This window comes from uncultured Solobacterium sp., from assembly GCF_963550625.1.
Classification (GTDB): domain Bacteria; phylum Bacillota_I; class Bacilli_A; order Erysipelotrichales; family Erysipelotrichaceae; genus Bulleidia.
The window spans coordinates 1-17,878 of the sequence record NZ_CAUVCV010000021.1 but is presented as its reverse complement, the minus strand read 5'-3'; the positions used below and the strand labels follow the sequence as shown (position 1 = coordinate 17,878).

17 protein-coding genes and 1 pseudogene are annotated in these 17,878 nt (G+C 34.2%); 2 read left to right on the top strand and 16 right to left on the bottom strand.

The annotated features are described in order from the left end of the window. The 3 genes and pseudogenes from RYK16_RS07850 to RYK16_RS07845 form a co-directional block, all read right to left on the bottom strand. A partial coding sequence (locus RYK16_RS07850) for a putative Ig domain-containing protein (RefSeq protein WP_314851699.1) occupies positions 1–298 on the bottom strand: 298 nt, incomplete at its 3' end. A gap of 81 nt (positions 299–379) precedes the next feature. Then, a pseudogene (locus RYK16_RS08375) lies at positions 380–472 on the bottom strand (hypothetical protein); the annotation flags it as partial. A gap of 21 nt (positions 473–493) precedes the next feature. Beyond that, positions 494–2,440: a hypothetical protein gene (locus tag RYK16_RS07845; protein WP_314851698.1), complete on the bottom strand. Its 1,947-nt coding sequence runs from the start codon at positions 2,438–2,440 to the stop codon at positions 494–496. Positions 2,441–2,806: 366 nt separating this feature from the next. Between RYK16_RS07845 and RYK16_RS07840 the strand changes: the two genes are divergently transcribed. Continuing rightward, positions 2,807–3,823, top strand: a complete 1,017-nt coding sequence (locus tag RYK16_RS07840; RefSeq protein WP_314851697.1) for a Cna B-type domain-containing protein — start codon at positions 2,807–2,809, stop codon at positions 3,821–3,823. Then, positions 3,810–4,505, top strand: a complete 696-nt coding sequence (locus tag RYK16_RS07835; protein WP_314851696.1) for a TraX family protein — start codon at positions 3,810–3,812, stop codon at positions 4,503–4,505. The genes RYK16_RS07840 and RYK16_RS07835 overlap by 14 nt, the downstream gene beginning before the upstream one ends. A gap of 195 nt (positions 4,506–4,700) precedes the next feature. Here the strand turns inward: RYK16_RS07835 and RYK16_RS07830 are convergent, their stop codons facing one another. From RYK16_RS07830 to RYK16_RS07770, 13 genes are all read right to left on the bottom strand, one after another. Next, entirely contained in the window at positions 4,701–5,111 is a 411-nt protein-coding gene (locus tag RYK16_RS07830; RefSeq protein WP_314113028.1) for a GNAT family N-acetyltransferase, read from the bottom strand. A gap of 256 nt (positions 5,112–5,367) precedes the next feature. Beyond that, complete coding sequence (locus RYK16_RS07825) at positions 5,368–6,948, bottom strand: potassium/proton antiporter (protein WP_314851695.1); 1,581 nt, start codon at positions 6,946–6,948, stop codon at positions 5,368–5,370. Between the two features lie 91 nt (positions 6,949–7,039). Next, the gene (locus RYK16_RS07820; RefSeq protein WP_314851693.1) at positions 7,040–7,552 is read right to left on the bottom strand and encodes a DUF3278 domain-containing protein; all 513 of its coding nucleotides are present in this window, start codon (positions 7,550–7,552) and stop codon (positions 7,040–7,042) included. Beyond that, positions 7,549–7,755, bottom strand: coding sequence for a helix-turn-helix transcriptional regulator (locus tag RYK16_RS07815; RefSeq protein ID WP_314851692.1), 207 nt, complete (start codon positions 7,753–7,755; stop codon positions 7,549–7,551). Before RYK16_RS07815 ends, RYK16_RS07820 begins: the two co-directional genes overlap by 4 nt. Positions 7,756–7,901: 146 nt before the next feature. After that, complete coding sequence (locus RYK16_RS07810) at positions 7,902–9,266, bottom strand: FAD-dependent oxidoreductase (RefSeq protein WP_314851691.1); 1,365 nt, start codon at positions 9,264–9,266, stop codon at positions 7,902–7,904. A 143-nt stretch (positions 9,267–9,409) separates the two neighbouring features. Continuing rightward, the gene (locus RYK16_RS07805; RefSeq protein WP_314851690.1) at positions 9,410–10,054 is read right to left on the bottom strand and encodes a hypothetical protein; all 645 of its coding nucleotides are present in this window, start codon (positions 10,052–10,054) and stop codon (positions 9,410–9,412) included. Between the two features lie 94 nt (positions 10,055–10,148). Further along, positions 10,149–10,721: a hypothetical protein gene (locus RYK16_RS07800; protein ID WP_314851689.1), complete on the bottom strand. Its 573-nt coding sequence runs from the start codon at positions 10,719–10,721 to the stop codon at positions 10,149–10,151. A gap of 15 nt (positions 10,722–10,736) precedes the next feature. Beyond that, entirely contained in the window at positions 10,737–11,510 is a 774-nt protein-coding gene (locus tag RYK16_RS07795) for a class I SAM-dependent methyltransferase (RefSeq protein ID WP_314851688.1), read from the bottom strand. Further along, complete coding sequence (gene rlmD / locus RYK16_RS07790) at positions 11,507–12,664, bottom strand: 23S rRNA (uracil(1939)-C(5))-methyltransferase RlmD (protein ID WP_314851687.1); 1,158 nt, start codon at positions 12,662–12,664, stop codon at positions 11,507–11,509. The genes RYK16_RS07795 and rlmD overlap by 4 nt, the downstream gene beginning before the upstream one ends. Then, positions 12,661–13,293: an HAD hydrolase-like protein gene (locus RYK16_RS07785; RefSeq protein ID WP_314851686.1), complete on the bottom strand. Its 633-nt coding sequence runs from the start codon at positions 13,291–13,293 to the stop codon at positions 12,661–12,663. The genes rlmD and RYK16_RS07785 overlap by 4 nt, the downstream gene beginning before the upstream one ends. Before the next feature lie 68 nt (positions 13,294–13,361). Next, positions 13,362–15,296, bottom strand: coding sequence for a C69 family dipeptidase (locus RYK16_RS07780; protein WP_314851685.1), 1,935 nt, complete (start codon positions 15,294–15,296; stop codon positions 13,362–13,364). Positions 15,297–15,474: 178 nt separating this feature from the next. Then, positions 15,475–17,436: an NAD(+) synthase gene (locus RYK16_RS07775; protein ID WP_314851684.1), complete on the bottom strand. Its 1,962-nt coding sequence runs from the start codon at positions 17,434–17,436 to the stop codon at positions 15,475–15,477. Beyond that, positions 17,426–17,878, bottom strand: a 453-nt coding sequence (locus RYK16_RS07770) for a hypothetical protein (protein WP_314851682.1), incomplete at its 5' end; no start/stop codon positions are given. The genes RYK16_RS07770 and RYK16_RS07775, both read right to left, overlap by 11 nt.

The window sequence follows — 17,878 nt, the reverse complement described above, 5'->3', positions numbered from 1 at the left end:
TAGCTACTTCTTCTGTATCTGGATATCCATCTCCATCGTCATCTGTATCTGTAACATCTGGTGTTCCATCACTATCAGTATCACGCTGCACAGTAATCTTGAAAGTCTTTGTGGATGTATTACCTGCTTCATCCTTCGCTTCTACTGTAACAGTGAATTCACGTGTTTCTTCTGTTGATGTCCAGTCTGTAACTGTAGGTGTACCACTAATCTTCTTTGTGGTTGGATCGTATGTTACACCATTTGGTAAATCTTTCACTGTGATTGTTGCGTTAGGATCATCTGTTGTAACTGTAATCTCACCAATTGGATTACCTTCTACAACTGTCTGATCAGAAATTGTTGTAATTTCAGGTGCCTTAACATCCTTCCATACAGCGAATACTTCTTTCGCATCAGTGATGTTTGTTAAGATATTTGCTTCTGCAGCAGTCGCAGATGCACTAGAAGCCCAACCTAAGAATTGATAGCCATCTCTTGTTGGTTCTTCTGGCTAAGTTGCTGTACCACCTACTGCATTTACTACTTTGTCTGTATCTGTTCCATCTGACCACTTACCACCATTTGTATCAAATGTAACCTTAATTGCACCAACATTTACCTTTGTATCAGATACCATTGGATTATTTCCATCTGGAGAATATGCTACAAGGATAACCTTATCCCCATCATTGAATGTTCCAGCTGGTACGTTCACAGTGAAGTTACCATCTGTTAAATCAGAGTAAGGAATCGTTGTTTGTGCCTTGACTGGTTGTGTAGTGTAGTCTGTATCATCCGCAACATACTTATATGCTTTTACAATTACGTTACCAGCATCTGTATTTGTAGCTGTTAGATTTGTACTAGTATCAGCAGGATTTGGATGAATTGTCTTAGGAACTGTACCAATGATTTGTTGAGGACTGTTCGCTTCAATATTTGTTGTAGTTACATTTGGTTTTACTACAAGATAGGATTTCGCATCCTTTGGATCGGTATGATCAGTGAGATATTCTTGTCCATCTGGTACACCATCACCATCTGTATCTACATTGAACTTATCTGTACCAATTTCATCTTCCACAAAGTCATATAAACCATCCTTATCTGTATCTAGTACTTGTAAGAATGCAGTTGAATATGTATTCTGGATAATCTTATTTGGTTTACCACCATCTGGTTTTCTTATTCCTTTAAACGCATTTGTGGAATCAACGAAGTCAGCGGTCAACCAAGATTCAAAATTAAGTTGTTGGTTGTTCGTTGTAATATAGTTATTCAAAGCCTCCGCAAACTGTTGATTTGTTACATTACTCTTTAACTTATATTCAATTGTGTAAGATCTTCTTTGACCTAATGCACCGTAGAATACTTGGGAATCAAGCGTACTTCTTACTTGATTAACCTTATTCCAATCACCACCAACAATACTTAGTTCTGGAGTATCCTTAGTAGAGATAACACCATTACCATTAGGATCAACCACAAGTTTAATAGGATTAGAAGCTGTAATATTTCCAGTTGGAGTAGATACACCAAGTGTTACATTATCTGTATCAATATACTGTAATAATTCCTGTGGAATTACTTCATTGATATAAAGAACCCATCCACTATTAGCCTGTAAGAAGTTTTGGTCAGGCTTAAATGATACAGTAGATTTAATTGTCTTCGTTTCTGCATCATAAGATACAATCTTACCTGTATGACCACCAGAGAAATTACCATCTTTCGACTTTGTTCCATCATTTTCAAGTAAATTTAGACCTGTACCAAGGTAATTTTCATTTCCGCTGGAAGAGTTTGTAGGAAGTGCTGGCATATTTGGATTATTCTTTAGAATAAATCCGTTGTCATAACCACCCTTATCAGCCTTACCATCAGATCGAACCCATACTGTTGTAAAGTCAATTTTCTTGGATGCCAAGCCTAAGCTATCGAGTGTTTTACCATTTTTTAGCTTAATTACGATATCTCTATTTGTAATAACACCAATCAAACCAGACTGTAATGTTTGATTGTTAATCGGAACTTTCCATAATGCACCTTCTGCTTCTTTCTCAAACGCAGTTCCATTAATTGTTATGGATTCAATCTCTTTATAGAATTCATCATTAAAGAAATTTAGTAAAAATCTTCCATTATATGGACCTTTATCTGTTCCACCCCAGCTACCTGGAAGTTTTGCCCACTTCGTAACGGTTAGGTAAATACCATTACTATCTTCTTTTTTGAACTCTGTTCTTGCATAATCCAATACACCATCCGTTTCGCCAGCTAACGTATAGTTAACTTGGTTATCCATGGATCTTGTTTGAATTCCTTGTGCAGAAACTTTTATCGGACTTAAAAACAATGTACAACCCAATACCGCTGACATGAGTTTAAACGATAGTTTCTTTGCATTACTACGCTTTTTTGTTTGTTTAATATTTCCAAAAATACCACTAATACCCATAGTTCTTCTCCTCCAAATCATCAAAGGACTACAAAAAGTGTACTTTGAAGCGCTTATACTATAACATGGATTATTTGTAAAATATAATTCGTTTTTGTTTTTTATTTAGTGAAATTGTTAATTTTTGAAAATAATGATTCTATTTACAGAAAGTTAATTTGAAATAGTTAAAATTACATGAAGTATCTGATACATACTTTTAGACAAACAATAATAATTGTGTTTTACAAAAATATTTAGTGATTTTCATGATATTATAGTTTAGACTTATATTATACGTTTTTCCAAATTTTTATATACACCTTAATATTGATATGCTATATTATCACCGTTTCAAATAAAGGAAAAGTAAGAAAAAATATGAACATGAGAAAAGTTATAGCAGTAATTATATCTATTATATCAATCAGCCTACTAGCACTCACAAACGTATCTGCTAGTTACATGCCTACTAACCCAATCGACAAAGATGTAGACGGTCAACCTGCTGGAGAGGAATATAAAGATAAATTTGAATTTGTATTAAAAGATCCAGAAGGCAATCTTGTCGGTCCAACAATCAAAAATAACACCCCTGCCAACTTTGACAGTGATGGCAACCCTACATATTATTATGGTGAATTCTTTCTGGGATACGAGGTTGATAACTACTTGAATCATCACCAACTAGATCCAACAAAATCATATGTAACATTTACATTAGAAGAAGTTCAAACAAATGTACCGAATATGAAATTCGACTCAAAAGTATACAACATTAAGGTATATTATACTGTTATTCCTAATCCATTTGGTGGACATAATAACTTTCTTTACATGGAAGTTGATGGAGAACTATACGACTTAGTAGGAGAAAGACTAATTCAAAATCCTGATGGAACTTTTACTACAGATTATGGTAATTTGCTAAGATTTAAGTTTAATAATACAACAATCCACTTTGTAAATCACACTGTCAATAAACTATGGGAAAATGGTTCTGAATCTTCTGTTGAAGTTCAATTATTGAAAGATGGTACTCCTTATGGTGCACCAGTAGAACTAAATGATGCCAATGCTTGGACATACACTTGGCAACAGCTTGATGATAGTTATACATGGTCAGTTGTAGAAGTAAATATCCCTGAAGGCTATCAAGCAACAACTGTCGTTTCTGCAGATGGCTTAACAACAACTATCACAAATACCAAGACCGTTACACCTGCTGTAGAAGATCCTGCGAACCCTACAGATACTACAGTTACTCCAAATAAACGTGGAGAAAGTGTTAAGACAAGTGATTCATTCAATGCTCTTGCATGGTCACTCATCTTAGGTACATCTTTTGTAAGTATATTGTTTACAATGTATATCAGAAGAAAAACACAAAATGAACATTCATAAGATCAAATATTTAGCAGTACTATCAATGATTCTTGACCATATGGCATCTGTATTATTTGCACCAGATGCCATTGGCTATATTATTCTAAAACTAATCGGTCGTATTGCAGCACCAGCAATGTGCTTTGCATTAGCAGAAGGTTTCATTCATACTTCTAATCGTAAAAAGTATTTCTTGCGACTTATCATTTTTGCGGGTATTTCACAAATTCCCTACTCCTACTACATGAGTGGCAGTGTATGGTTTCCAACCGGGAATATGTTATTTACATTAGCTTGCTCTTTCTTACTTCTAGAAGTTGTAGAACACCATAAGTGCTTAGGAATTCTTTCGATACCAATCGTAATCAGCATTTTATATATAGCAACCTTCACAGATTGGTTTATCTTCGGACCACTCTTTACTCTATCCTTTTATCTAAATAAAGGAAATAAAGACTTACAAGCATTGTGTCATGCATGCATAAGTTTTCTAAGTCTAGGTTATTCTGCATATGTATGCATGCAACAAGGTCTTCCATGGTATTCTCAAGTTTGGCAAATTGGTGTAATTCTTTTCGTTCCAATCATATATTTGTATAATGGAAAGCCAGGTAACAAATCCACTTTCAACAAATGGTTTTTCTACCTATTCTATCCCCTACACTTGCTCGTAATCGGAATAATACGTTCAAGATTATAAGTTGTATTTCTAAACAATTAAATTAGTTAAATAAGTTCTAACTAATATATAGTTTTTAACATGTAGTGGTTAGTAATTTAATAACGATTTATTTTAATAGCGATCTACTAGTAATAGTAGATCTTTTCATTTTGTTTTTATGATTATACCTAGTACTTACAGTACACGGTTCAAATTTATAATCTACTTATAAAATCATAACTCTTTTGTATAGTAGTATCGCTTACCTGTATATGGATATTCTTTTAATGCAAACACCTCTTTATAACCATGTTTTTCGTAAAATTCTGGTGCTTGAAAATGAAATGTATTAACAAAAGAATACTTACACCCTCTATTGAATGATTCAAGTTCTGCCATTTTAAGAATTTTTGAACCTAGACCTTGTCTTCTAACATCATCTCTTACATACAAATATTCAATCTCAAGCCAATACCCAAAAGTCTCCGCTACAATTCCAGCAATTAAATTCCCATGATCATCTTCTATATAAATGTTAAGGGATTCACTCTTTGACGGTTCTCTATTAGAACGATTATATGCACGGATTAAATTTGCTAGTTCTTGAGCTTTTTCAGATTTAATATTTTCTAATTTCAATTTCATACTATTCTCCATATTTTAAATTCATTCGCTACAAAGATTTAATATCTTTGGACTGACCAATTCATGAACGTTTAATTAATAAATATATTCCTAAATTATCTATATTATGACTATCCCATCAACATAACCATCGATCCACTGATTTGTTTCAAAAAGACTTCACAATTTATAGAGCGTATATTGAAATGTATCATATTTAGCACAATCATAAATGACTCGCATATCTCCAGTTTAAAGATAAATACGAGTCAATTTATTATTTTGTATTCTTTCCTTTAAATAATAATACACGATCATCAGTTTGAATCAACGTACTACCTGTTGCAGGTATAATTTCATCATTTCGATTGATTGAAATAATCAACTTATTATCTGGTAGATTTAAATCACGAATATATTTATGATTCCATGCATGATGTTCTGTTACCGTAAATTCTATGAGGTCTTGTCCATTTGGGTCAAAGTATTCTTCTCCACTCCAAACAATAATATCATGTGGTTTTAATACAAGACTTCCATTAGGAACCAATGGTTTCTCATCACGTATTACCTTCGCAATGATCAAATGTTTATCTAAAGATATATCTTTAATCTGTCGATGTGCAAGAATACCACCTTCATCAACTACTGACTTTACAAATGTAATATTTCCTTTTCCTACATAATAATTAAATGTTCTTAATACTTCATTATGAGGATCAATCATGTGTAACTTTTCAGTTACCCACTTCATAGAGGAGCCTTGTATGAGTGATGATATTAAGCAGACTCCAAAGACGATATGAAAAATATCCACAGAACTTGATGTATACTGATTTACTACCATGATTGCAAATGCAATCGCAGCTGCACCACGAAGTCCTCCCCAAGAGACTAGCCACTTTTGATTTAATTTCAAATCAAACGGTATCATCAAACCAAATACTACGAGTGGTCTAACAATAAAGATAAGTATAACTGCAATGACAATTGCAAAGAATAAGTTTGCTAAGATATGTGCAGGTGTAGCTAGTAATCCTAAGATAAAGAACAATAGGATATTCATAATGTTAGATACACCATCAAAGAAGAACGTTACCTCTTTCTTTGCGATAAATACTTGATTTCCTAAAATCAAACCGAGGATATAGACGGTTAAATATCCATTTCCATTTAATAACTCACTAATCGAGAAAGATAATAGTACAATCGCAATGATAAAGACAGTAATAAATCCACTCTTTTGAAGGTCTGTATACTCCATGAACTTACGAACAACATAGGCAACGATGACACCAATGAGAATGCCCCAGAAAATCTGGAAAAATAACATTGTGCTAATAGAAATCTGTTCCCCTTTAATTAAAGCTAAGAAGATACAAGTCAGTGTAAACGCCATTGGGTCGTTTGAGCCACTTTCAAGTTCTAAAAGAGATGCTGTATTGTACTTTAAATTCAAATTCTTTGAAGAGAGAATATTTGATACAGACGCATAATCCGTAGAGCCAATGATAGAACCTATTAATAAACTCTCTAACCAGCCAAAACGAAGAATAAAATGAATCAACGTACCCGTTAGTAATGACGTAAAGATGACTCCCAATGTGGATAGAATTAATGATTCGATTACAACAGTTCTTCCTGCTTTCCAGTTTGTACCAAAACCACCATAGAAAATAATGATTAGTAGTGCTATTTTTGAGAAGTTTTCTGCAAACTGATAATCTTCAAACTTATACCCAATAAGACTACTTATGATACCTAAAGATAAGAACAACATCAAAGAAGGAATTCCGGACTTCTTTGCTATCTGAACTGCTATCAGAGCAGCTAGTAATATGACTGATATATAAAACATACTCTATCCACCCCCTGTTGTTGTCATTCTATCAAAATTCAGTATATCTTTCAAAACAAAGATATACATACATGCATGTATCAGTAATGTATTATTCCTCTACCACAATAATTCTTTTTAAATTACTATAATAAAATATAGATGCAGTGAAGACGATTGCAACAAACACAGCTATAATACCTGGCACCAAAAGACCACTTGAAGGATCAAAACCCTTAAAAACAATGTACCCACCACGAACTAATCCATGGAACACCATCGCCGCAATAATACCAGAAATAAAGACATGTAAGCATGTTCTTCTTAATAACCTTTTCTTTGCGGATTCAACCTCATCAGCCGTTACCTCCATCTTATTTAAACCTAGTTTCATGATAAGAGCTTCTTGTTTAATCTGAGAGTAAATAAAACTGATTAATAGAATTGGCGTTAAACAATCTCGATTAAAGCAAATAGATAAAATCCAACCACCAACCATACTAAAACTAAATAACATGTACATATTGTTTCCAAAGTTAGACAATTCTTGTTTTACATACTCATCTAATTCTGTTGTGATGCCATAAAAATATTTAATAAATTCTAATTGTAAATTCTTTTTCATTTTTGTTCTCCTGTTGTAGTATTCCAAAATAAGGAATTTAAATCTGTGTGTAACGCTTTTGCAAGTTTAATACATAGTTCTAAACTTGGATTATATTTATCATTTTCAATCATATTGATTGCTTGCCTTGATACATCTATCTCTCTAGATAACTGTAATTGAGACATATTTAGTTTGACTCGAAATTCTTTTACACGATTCATAATCACCTCTATAAATGTCAAATATATTTGATATACATAAAGTATCATATGTTTATATCTATGTCAAATATAATTGACATGAATATAAAGAAAAACTATAGCTAACTCATATTAGCTATAGTTAAAATACATATTCAATAATGAAACTACTTAATTAAACCAAACAGATCATTTAATGCTTCTGCCATTGTTGGATGTGTGAAGATTTGATTTGCAAGTGCTGTATATGGTTGCTTTGCAATCATTGCAGTAACGACGATATTGATTACTTCATGAGATTCTTCACCAAATAATACAGTACCTAAAATCTGATTTGTATCTGCATCTACAATTGCCTTATAAATACCTGTTTGATTACCAAGAATCTTAGCCTTTGGAATTGCAGTCACTGGTAATGTGGCTACCTTGATGTTATATCCAGCCTGACGAGCTTCCTTCTCACTTAAACCAACTCTGGAATAAGTTGGATGTAAGAATGCAGAGAATGCAATTGGCTGTCTATCATTTCTCGTATAAGAACCACTACCATCTAAATAGCTCTTTACAATACGATAGTCATCTAAAGAAATGTAAGTAAACTGTGGTCCACCATTTACATCACCCATCGCAAAGATATGTGGCTTATTTGTTTGTAGGTGTTCATTTACATTCACAAATCCACGTTCTGAAACCTCAATACCTGCATTTTCTAAATTGAGTTCTTTTGTATTTGGAGTTCTACCTGTCGCAACAAGTAATACATCTGAAGAAATCTTATTAGCTTCTCCATTTACTTCATAAGATAGAGTAACTGTATTTTCATCTTGTTCAACCTGCTTTGTGTCCGCTCCAAAGATAAATTCAACACCTAACGATTTATAGGATTCAAGTACAGCAGTTGCTACATCATCATCTTCTCTCGCAAGTAGTTTTTCTGCTTTATCGATAACTGTAACCTTTGTACCAAACTTTGCATATGTAGCCGCAAATTCAAGGCCAATGAAACCACTACCTAAGATTGTTAATGTCTTAGGGAAATCCTCTAGATTCATAAGTGTTTCACTCGTATGAATTCTCTTACCTACTTCTAGACCTTCTACAGAAGGAATAAATGGCTTAGCACCTGTATTGATATAGATACGATCAGCAGATATTTCCTCTACTCCATTTGCTGTCTGAATATTTACTGTATGTTCATCCTTGAATGAAGCAAGTCCATCAAGTACTTCAACATTACTATTCATCGCAACCTTGTCATAGTTTGCCTTATTGAGTTTAGCAATCAAAGCTTTCTTATTGATAACTGCATTCTGATAGTATTCTTCATCGTTTACTTGACTGTAACTTCTACGATCTGCTGCAGTTGCTAAAAACTTAGAAGGAATACATCCAACATTGATACATGTACCTCCATACATATTAGATGACTTCTCAACTAATATAGTTTTTTCACCTTTATTGCCTAAGTAATTTGCTAGTGTTTTACCAGCCTTACCAAAACCAATAATAATATTTGTTACTTTCTTATTCATAATTAGATACCTCTCTACTTCCGATTATAGACCTACTGATTAAAATTCTTTGTTAAAATGCTCAAAACTTAAAAAAACCTTTATTCTTTCTTCATCAGAATAAAGGCATTGAACTTAGGTTTTGAATCGTATCATGAATTCGTTTAATCGTCTGTTCTCTGTAGCCAAGCCATGATTGAATTAACAACTTCCTTTGGCTTTTCAACGTATATTTCATGATTTGTATCATTTATAAATTGAATAAAGATATGATTCATATTCTCTTGGTTAGCTTCAATTTTATTCTTCTTGTATTTATATACAAAGTCAGGTTGATCTGATAACAGTAATAATGTTTCTGTATTCAAACCAGCATGGAAGATATCAATATAATGCTCTCGAAGTAAGCTCGTTAGTTTAGATATCGTTTCCGCATTCATATCCAGGTTATTTTCTGTAATATAAGATTTTGTCATAACAATATCTTCTTCAAGCGTTATATTCATCAAATCATAATCGATGATACCTGCATCTAAGATGATTAGTTTTCTTGCTTGTAAGAAAGAATGATAACGAATTGCTATATCAGCACCCATCGAAAAAGCAATTACATTAGATCCAATTGGAATCTCACTTGATAACCATTCTATCAAATCTTGTTCACACTGAATCTTTACATCTCGGTTTGAATACTGTCCTGGTATATCAATAAATTGTACTTCATAACCGATTTGATTCATCTCTTTTTCAAAGTCTTGAATCGATTCTTTTGTACTACCTAAACCTGAAATAAAATAAAACTTCTTCATCTTTCTCCTTATATTAATTTGTATAAGTCAACTATATTATCATTCAGATGAAAATATAGTTTGCAAAGCAAAGTAAATTCAATCATCATTCATACTACTCGTTCTTTAAAATATCCGGAAAGTTCCCTATAAGGAAGTGTCTGTAATCGGATTGATTGGTTGATTTTTCATATTCTTCTTTAATAATTTCTATAATTCTGTTCTTACGTTTTTCTGATAAATCTTCGTAGCGAAGAACTGTAATCAATCCATCTTTTTCTGCTTGTAAGATTGCCTCGTATGCATCTGGTATATATTCTACATTTATCACATTCACTTCTTCAGAGCTTGATATTGCATCTGGAATCTGAAGATTATATCCAGAGTCTTTTACGTCTTTTGCAGAATAGATATATCCAGAAACACCTTTATACGTATTAATTAATGCATTCGGGTAATATTCTTCTAGTCTTAGACGACCATCTTCATTAAATCCGTAAGGCCCCCATTTATGCCATTTACCATCATAGATAAAGCCACTATCTTTACAATACTTTTCTATTGCATTGCTTAAATAAACAAGTACATTTTCTCTTTTTGTAGAAAAATACACTAAAAGAATATCGTGGTTAGAAACACGTGGTTCTAAAGTTGTTATGCCTTCAATCTGCGATGCATGATAGAACATATTTACTCTATCTCCTTATTTTCTCGATAGAAACATTCCATATTCTTTTGGAATTTCTATAATACCTTGTTTTTCATAGTTGGAAATCAGTCTATATAACTCTTCTTCCGAATAATTTTGCCAATCATTCATTTCTTTAAATGATTGGATATATTCCACTAAATCAGAATGATCGCTAATGCGTAACTTATCTACATACTCCAACTTTACCACACTAGAAAACCAATGCTCGAGTATGTCTTCACCATTTTGTAAGGTAAATGTATGTTGACGTTCTGTTTGAACGTTTAACATATGGTTAATGAATGATTCAACACCATTCTCACCATACGTAGCACAGTAGAATATTCCATTGTTTTTTAATACTCTTCTAATCTCTGATAAAGCCTTATCCAAATTTGGAATATGATACAGCATCATATTTGCAATAACGATATCAAATCGTTCATCTTCATATGGTAACTCTTCCGCATTTACAACCTCATAATGAATATTTGAATGTTCTCCAATATTGGCTTTAGCTTCTTTAATCATGCCTTCAAATAAATCTGTAAAATATACCTCTTTGCAAGCATGAAGTAGATTTGTATGTTCTTTCCAAGTAATACCTGTACCACAACCAAGTTCTAAAATTGAAGATCTCTTCTTGATGTCATAATGCTTTACAATCCAATGATTAAAACCTTCTTTATTTGTAGAATAAAGTTGATGTAATCGAATACGGATATTTAGTTTATCTGGATTTTTGTATTGTGTATTTACTGTATCTGTCGTAACTAATTTATTCATTTTCTTCTATATACCTTTGTTTTCTCTTCTTTTGTCAGTAATACAATATTCTCTACATGTGGTGTAAAGCCAAAGAGATCAACTGGCACAATCTTCTTAATCTGATATCCAGCTTTCTTAAGAGGTTCGATATCTGTAACTTGTGTGTATGGATTACAAGAAATATATACAACTCTATCTGGAGAAAGCTGTGCTAGTTTATGCATGAATGGTAGTGTCATTCCAGATCTTGGTGGATCTAGAATTACGACATCTGGTGTTGTATCCATACGTTGAATAAACTCTGCCACATCTGCTACATAGAATTCTGTGTTTAATAATTTGTTGTGCTTCGCATTGTTTTTAGCATCTCGGATTGCTTGCGGATTAATTTCAACACCGATTACATGCTTTGCACTTTGGGCTGCTAGTAAAGAGATTGTTCCAATACCACAACACGCATCTAGTACCACATCAGTATCTTTAATCTTCGCAAGTGATAGTGCTGTACGATAGAGTACTTCTGTTTGTTCAGGATTAACTTGATAGAAGGACTTTGATGAGATACGGAACTCTAATCCACCAATACGGTCAGTAATATAACCAGGACCATATAATACTCTTTCATCCTTTCCAAGTATCATAGATGTACGAGCACGATTAAAATTCAGGATAATTGTTTTAATCTGTGGAAATTTCTTAACAAGTGCGTTTACGAAGTTCTTTGAACTTGGTAGTCCTTTTGAGCCAATCACAACATCAAGTAAAACATCATTGGTTGATTTTGAGATACGAATATATGCATGACGTAACGTACCCCTACCACTATCTTCATCGTAAATTTCTATACGCATAGATTCTGCTAACTTACAGATAGTCGTAAGAATTTCATTTGCGAGTGTATGTTGAATCAAACACATCTCACTTGGTACTTTACGATGACTATTTTCTTCATACATGCCTGCATAGATTCTATTTGTCTTTTTATCTCTAGCGAAGCTTGCATAAATTTTATGACGATAGTGATACGGATCTTTCATTCCTAGTACAGGTTCAACTGCTTTGGTATGAAATATCTTACGCATATCTTCACGTTTCATTTTTAATTGTTCTTCATATGGGACATCGATGTATGCACATCCACCACACTTTTTACTCACTGGGCAATACTTCATAATGTCACCTCTTTTAATGTATATACAACGTTATCTGTTACTTTACGCAAAACATCATAGGATTGATGACCATTAGCGATTAGTACACAATCATGAATGCCAAGTGCTTCCGCGACTTCTTTATCGTGAATAGTGTCACCAATATACTTACATTCAGATGGTTCCACATCACTCTTTTCCATCCAAATCTTTGCCATCTCAACTTTTGAGGCCGCAAGCATATTATCAATTCCTAGAATTTCATCAAAGTATTGGTCAATTCCTAGCAACTTGCACTGCTCTACAAGTTTATCGTGACGAGAAGCGGATAGAATGACATTGCGATATCCAAGTTGGATTGCCTTTTCTATCGTAGTAATAAAATCATCCATCAAAGAACACTCATCAAAGCGACGATCATATTCTTGATTAAATTCAAGAGATACTTCTTCATAGCTTTCAGTATCAAAGGTATATCCAATATGGTAATAATAGTTAATAACTGGAAACGAGAATGTATTGAGATAGTCCTGTTTTGTGACAGGATACTTCTCCATCCCCCTCTTTTTTAACATTTCATTTTCAATCGATAGGCACAATTGTAAATCATCTAAAATTGTACCATTGAAGTCCCAAATTAAAGTTTTCATGGATTAATTATATCATTACTTTTAGCAACCAATGAAAAAAGTCAGACCATTCGTCTGACTTTTCATGATTAACGTAATTTCTTTCTGATAACTTGTGCCGCTATTGCTACTACAATGACTGCTCCAACAAGTAATACAACTGACTGTGGTGTTGTCTTAGGCTTTGTTTCTGTCTCAGTTGTAGCTTCTTTGCCTTCAGATACTGTATATGCAATGTGTGTTGCCTTTGTAGTAAATACATACTTATCATCCTTTACTTCAGCTGTAATTTCATTTGTGCCATCTGTAAATGTAGGCTTGCCATTGAAAGCTGCTGTAGGAATAGAATATGTTAAGTCTTGTTTTACTTCCTCAACTGGATTTCCATAGTGGTCTACAATATTGAGTTCACCAGACATCATATCTTCGCCAGGTGCAACGCTTAACTTCATTCCAATTTCTGCACTATCCTTAGGTACTAAAACTTCTGATCCTGAAAATGCTGCGCTTGCACGCTTACCAAAGAACTTAATTGTATAGTCGTTTTCTTTGATATACTTTTTAAACTTCTCAAGGATTTCCGCATGGATTTCCTTCATTGTCTCATATGCCTTTGTTGCATCTTCATGGTTTTTAGCTGTTGCTTCATCAGCTGTTAACATTGTTGTAACAGCGTTCTTGATCTCTTCACTTTCGAGTGCTTCAATCTTCTTAGTAGCGATTGGTTGGAATTCATCACGATTGTATTCAATCATGAATAAAGTATCCATTGCTAACCAATATACAGAATCTTCATTAAATTCATTGTTTTCATTCTGTGCCTGTGCAATACCAGAATTCTGATTTGGATAGTATGCCACAAATGGTGAAGTTAATGGAGAACCTAATGCTAACCACATTGTTCCTGGATATTCTTCCGTTGCATTTGCAGGAAGATGATAGATATGTGCTTCCATTGTATTACGGTTACCGATTGGATATAGATTTCCACGACCTAGATCATCTGCTACTTCGTTAATAGTTTCCAAACGATTACGTGTAAATGCCATCGCATCTGCTAATGTAATCTTCTTTGAAGTTGTCTGTAAGAATGGATATACATCCCCCTCAAACTTCGCATCCGGATTGAATTGCTTAATACCTGAACATACACGTGATTCAGTACTTTCAGATAGTTCAGGTAATGCATAAGAAGAATATAAATCGATCGTACGAGTTAATTCATCTCCCTTGAATGTCTTAGCATCTGTTGCGACTTTAAAGATATCCTTGGAATAAATATAATTTCCATCTTCTGAAATGTTATAGTTTTCCTTTTCTTCTCCTACGGTTAATCTGCACTCATTCAACCAGAATGAATTAGGGAATACGGAATACTTATCACGTGGATAGCGCATAGCCACAAATTGGTGACCGGTATAGATTTCCATGTACCAAAGTTCATTATGATCTGCTACGACTAGACCATTGCCTTCTCCTGCACCCTTTGTTGCGACTTCTTGTGCGATAAATTCAACTGCTTGTCTTGCATTGTCACAACTGCCTAATACTGCTGTTGTGATGATAGCCTCTGTAATACCGATTGGCTTTGTTGTATCTGTGCCATCCATGTAAGGATCTACACCTAATACATTTTCATTTGCACTAGCGGAAACCGTCATATCCGCAATTAGTCCTTTTTCATTAAATCCTGTTTCGTCAAAATTACCATATTCTGGTGTTGTATCGCTGACGGACGTATAGCGATAAGAATCATGTGCAAACGTAAAGGAATACCCCTTATCTGGATCTACAGAAACGTCCTTGATAGTTTCACCAGCTTTATGTTCTCCTGCTTGGTGGACTTTATACACTTTATTATGATTGACTTCTAAGTCTTCTGTACGTCCAAAAATTGTACTACCATCTTCTGTTAAATCGCCGCCGATAATGACACCGGTACATGCATACGCTGAAATGATACTGGATGAGGCTACTAAAATAGCTATTGATGCGCTAAATAGCCTTGAAATACATTTTTTCATTTTATTATTCCTCCAATGATTTTATAAACAGAGTGTAAGAAGATTGAATTCCTCCCTTCTAGTAATCTTCTTCTTGGTAATTTCATTATAGGAAATCCTGCTACAGAAATGTGGAAATATGCTTTCGTCTTTCTTGTATATTCTCGTATGAAAAAAGTTACTCCCATTTGGAAGTAACCTAAGCTTTCTTAACTTGTTCTAACCAAAGCTCAGCACTGGCATCAGATGGCATACGCCAATCTCCTCTTGGAGAAAGTGTAACTGACCCAACTTTTGGACCATCTGGTAAGCAACTACGTTTGAATTGCTGGCTGAAGAAACGCTTGAAGAATCGTAACATTGCCTCACGTACTTCTTCTTTCTCTAATTCTGGATATGCTGTTAATGCTAAAACCATGATCTTTTCTGGTGAATAGCCATAGCGTAATACATAGTATAGGAAGAAGTCATTAAGATCATATTTACCAATCTTATCTTCAGTCTTCTGGGCAATCTTACCATTTTCATCATGTGGTGTTAGTTCTGGTGAGATTGGTGTATCACAGATCTTTAAGAGTACTTCTTTTAGATTTTCTTGATTACAGATATACGCATACGTTCTACAAATGTACTGTACAAGTGTCTTTGGTACAGACGCATTTACCGCATACATGGACATGTGATCACCATTGTATGTACACCATCCGAGTGCTAGTTCAGATAGATCTCCTGTTCCAACTACGAGTCCATTTGCCATATTTGCGGCATCCATCAGGATGTAAGTACGCATACGGGCTTGTGCATTTTCGTAGGTTGTATCACCTTCACCCTGATAACTACCAGGATGACCAATCTGTTTCAGATGTGCTTGAACACCCTCTTCAATCGCAACTTCATGCATTTCTACATTTAATGCACGCATTAAATCTAAGGCATTGTTATATGTGTATGAAGTTGTATTACCATGGCTTGGTAATGTATATCCGATGATATGAATATCAGGTACTAGTTTTCTTGCCTGATGACATACCAGTAATGCAAGTGTACTATCCAGACCACCTGAGATACCAATCACAAGATTCTTAATTCCTGTGGAACGAACCCGTGTTGCTAGTCCATTTGCTTGAATCTCTAAAATCTTCATACAACGACGACCACGTTCTTCATCATCAACTGGCACAAATGGATTACGATTCACAATATAGTCTTCCTTGCGTAATGCATCTACTAGTTCATCTACTGTAATTTCATCTTGATTACAAATTGGTTTGATAGAAACATCGACATATACATAATCGTCATGATTTTCTTCTAAATCAAATGTTGTCTGGTGACGACGATTCTTTTCAATGGACTCTAAATCAATGACTACAGTTTCAACCTTTGTATCTTCTGGGAAGATGGAATCTGTTAGTAAACGTCCATTGCAAGCAATCATACTATGACCAGAGAATACGAGGTCCGTACTACTTTCATCCGTTGCACTAGATACATATAGATATGCACAATAGCAACTAGCACTCTGTTGTAATACCATCGTACGACGATAGTCCTGCTTACCAATGATTTCATCAGAAGCAGATAGATTCGCGATAATATTTGCACCCGCAAGACATGCATGCGTACTTGGCTTATCAGGTACCCATAAATCTTCACAGATATCTAGACCTACAATAGCTCCACTACGGCTATCACATGCTAGAACATTTCTGCCAAATGGAATAAACTCATCACCTAATTGAATCATTTGGCTAACGATATTCTTACCACTTGTAAACCATCTACTTTCATAGAACTCGCTATATGTCGGAAGATTAATCTTAGGCACAATACCCACAATCACACCTTCTGAGATATATACTGCACAGTTATATAAATGGTTTTCAAAACGTAACGGTGCACCAACCACAACTGTTAGTCCCTCTAGTTTATTTGACGCATTCGCAATCTTAAAGAGTCCTTCTTCCACTGCATCTAACAGTGTAAACTGTCCAAAAAGATCACCACAAGTATATCCTGTCAAACATAATTCTGGATATACTAAAAATCCAGCATCCGTATTTTCATTCATTGTTTGGATGATTTGTGCAACGTTATACGTGACATTTGCCACTTTCATCCTTGGTACGACTGTACCGACTTTTATCATTCTATTTTTCATGATTATCCTCGCTGAAAAGGTAACTACTTAAACCATGTAATTCTTTTGGCAATGTATCCTGTAGTATTTGTATCGCATCTTTTGCGATGAGAAATTGCTTACGTACTTCAGTAGAGGAAATATGATGATATTCCTTTGGTGTATGTACAATTTCAATATATTGAGAAAGACTTGATAGATATGAATCACTTACAATCATCGTTTCGCAATCATCGTCATATCTTGCCATACAGACAATGCCAAATTCCTTCGCAATCTCTTCCACATATTTCCAACCTGTTTTTAATTCTGGTAACTTATCAGAGCCAAACAATAACTTGCATGCATATCCCTGCTCTTTTAGATAACAGAGCGTTTGATATGTACGTGGTTGACTTTCTTCCTTTAACTCATAGTCACTGACCATTAGCTTTGGATGTGCTTTACAGATACTTTCTAGCAT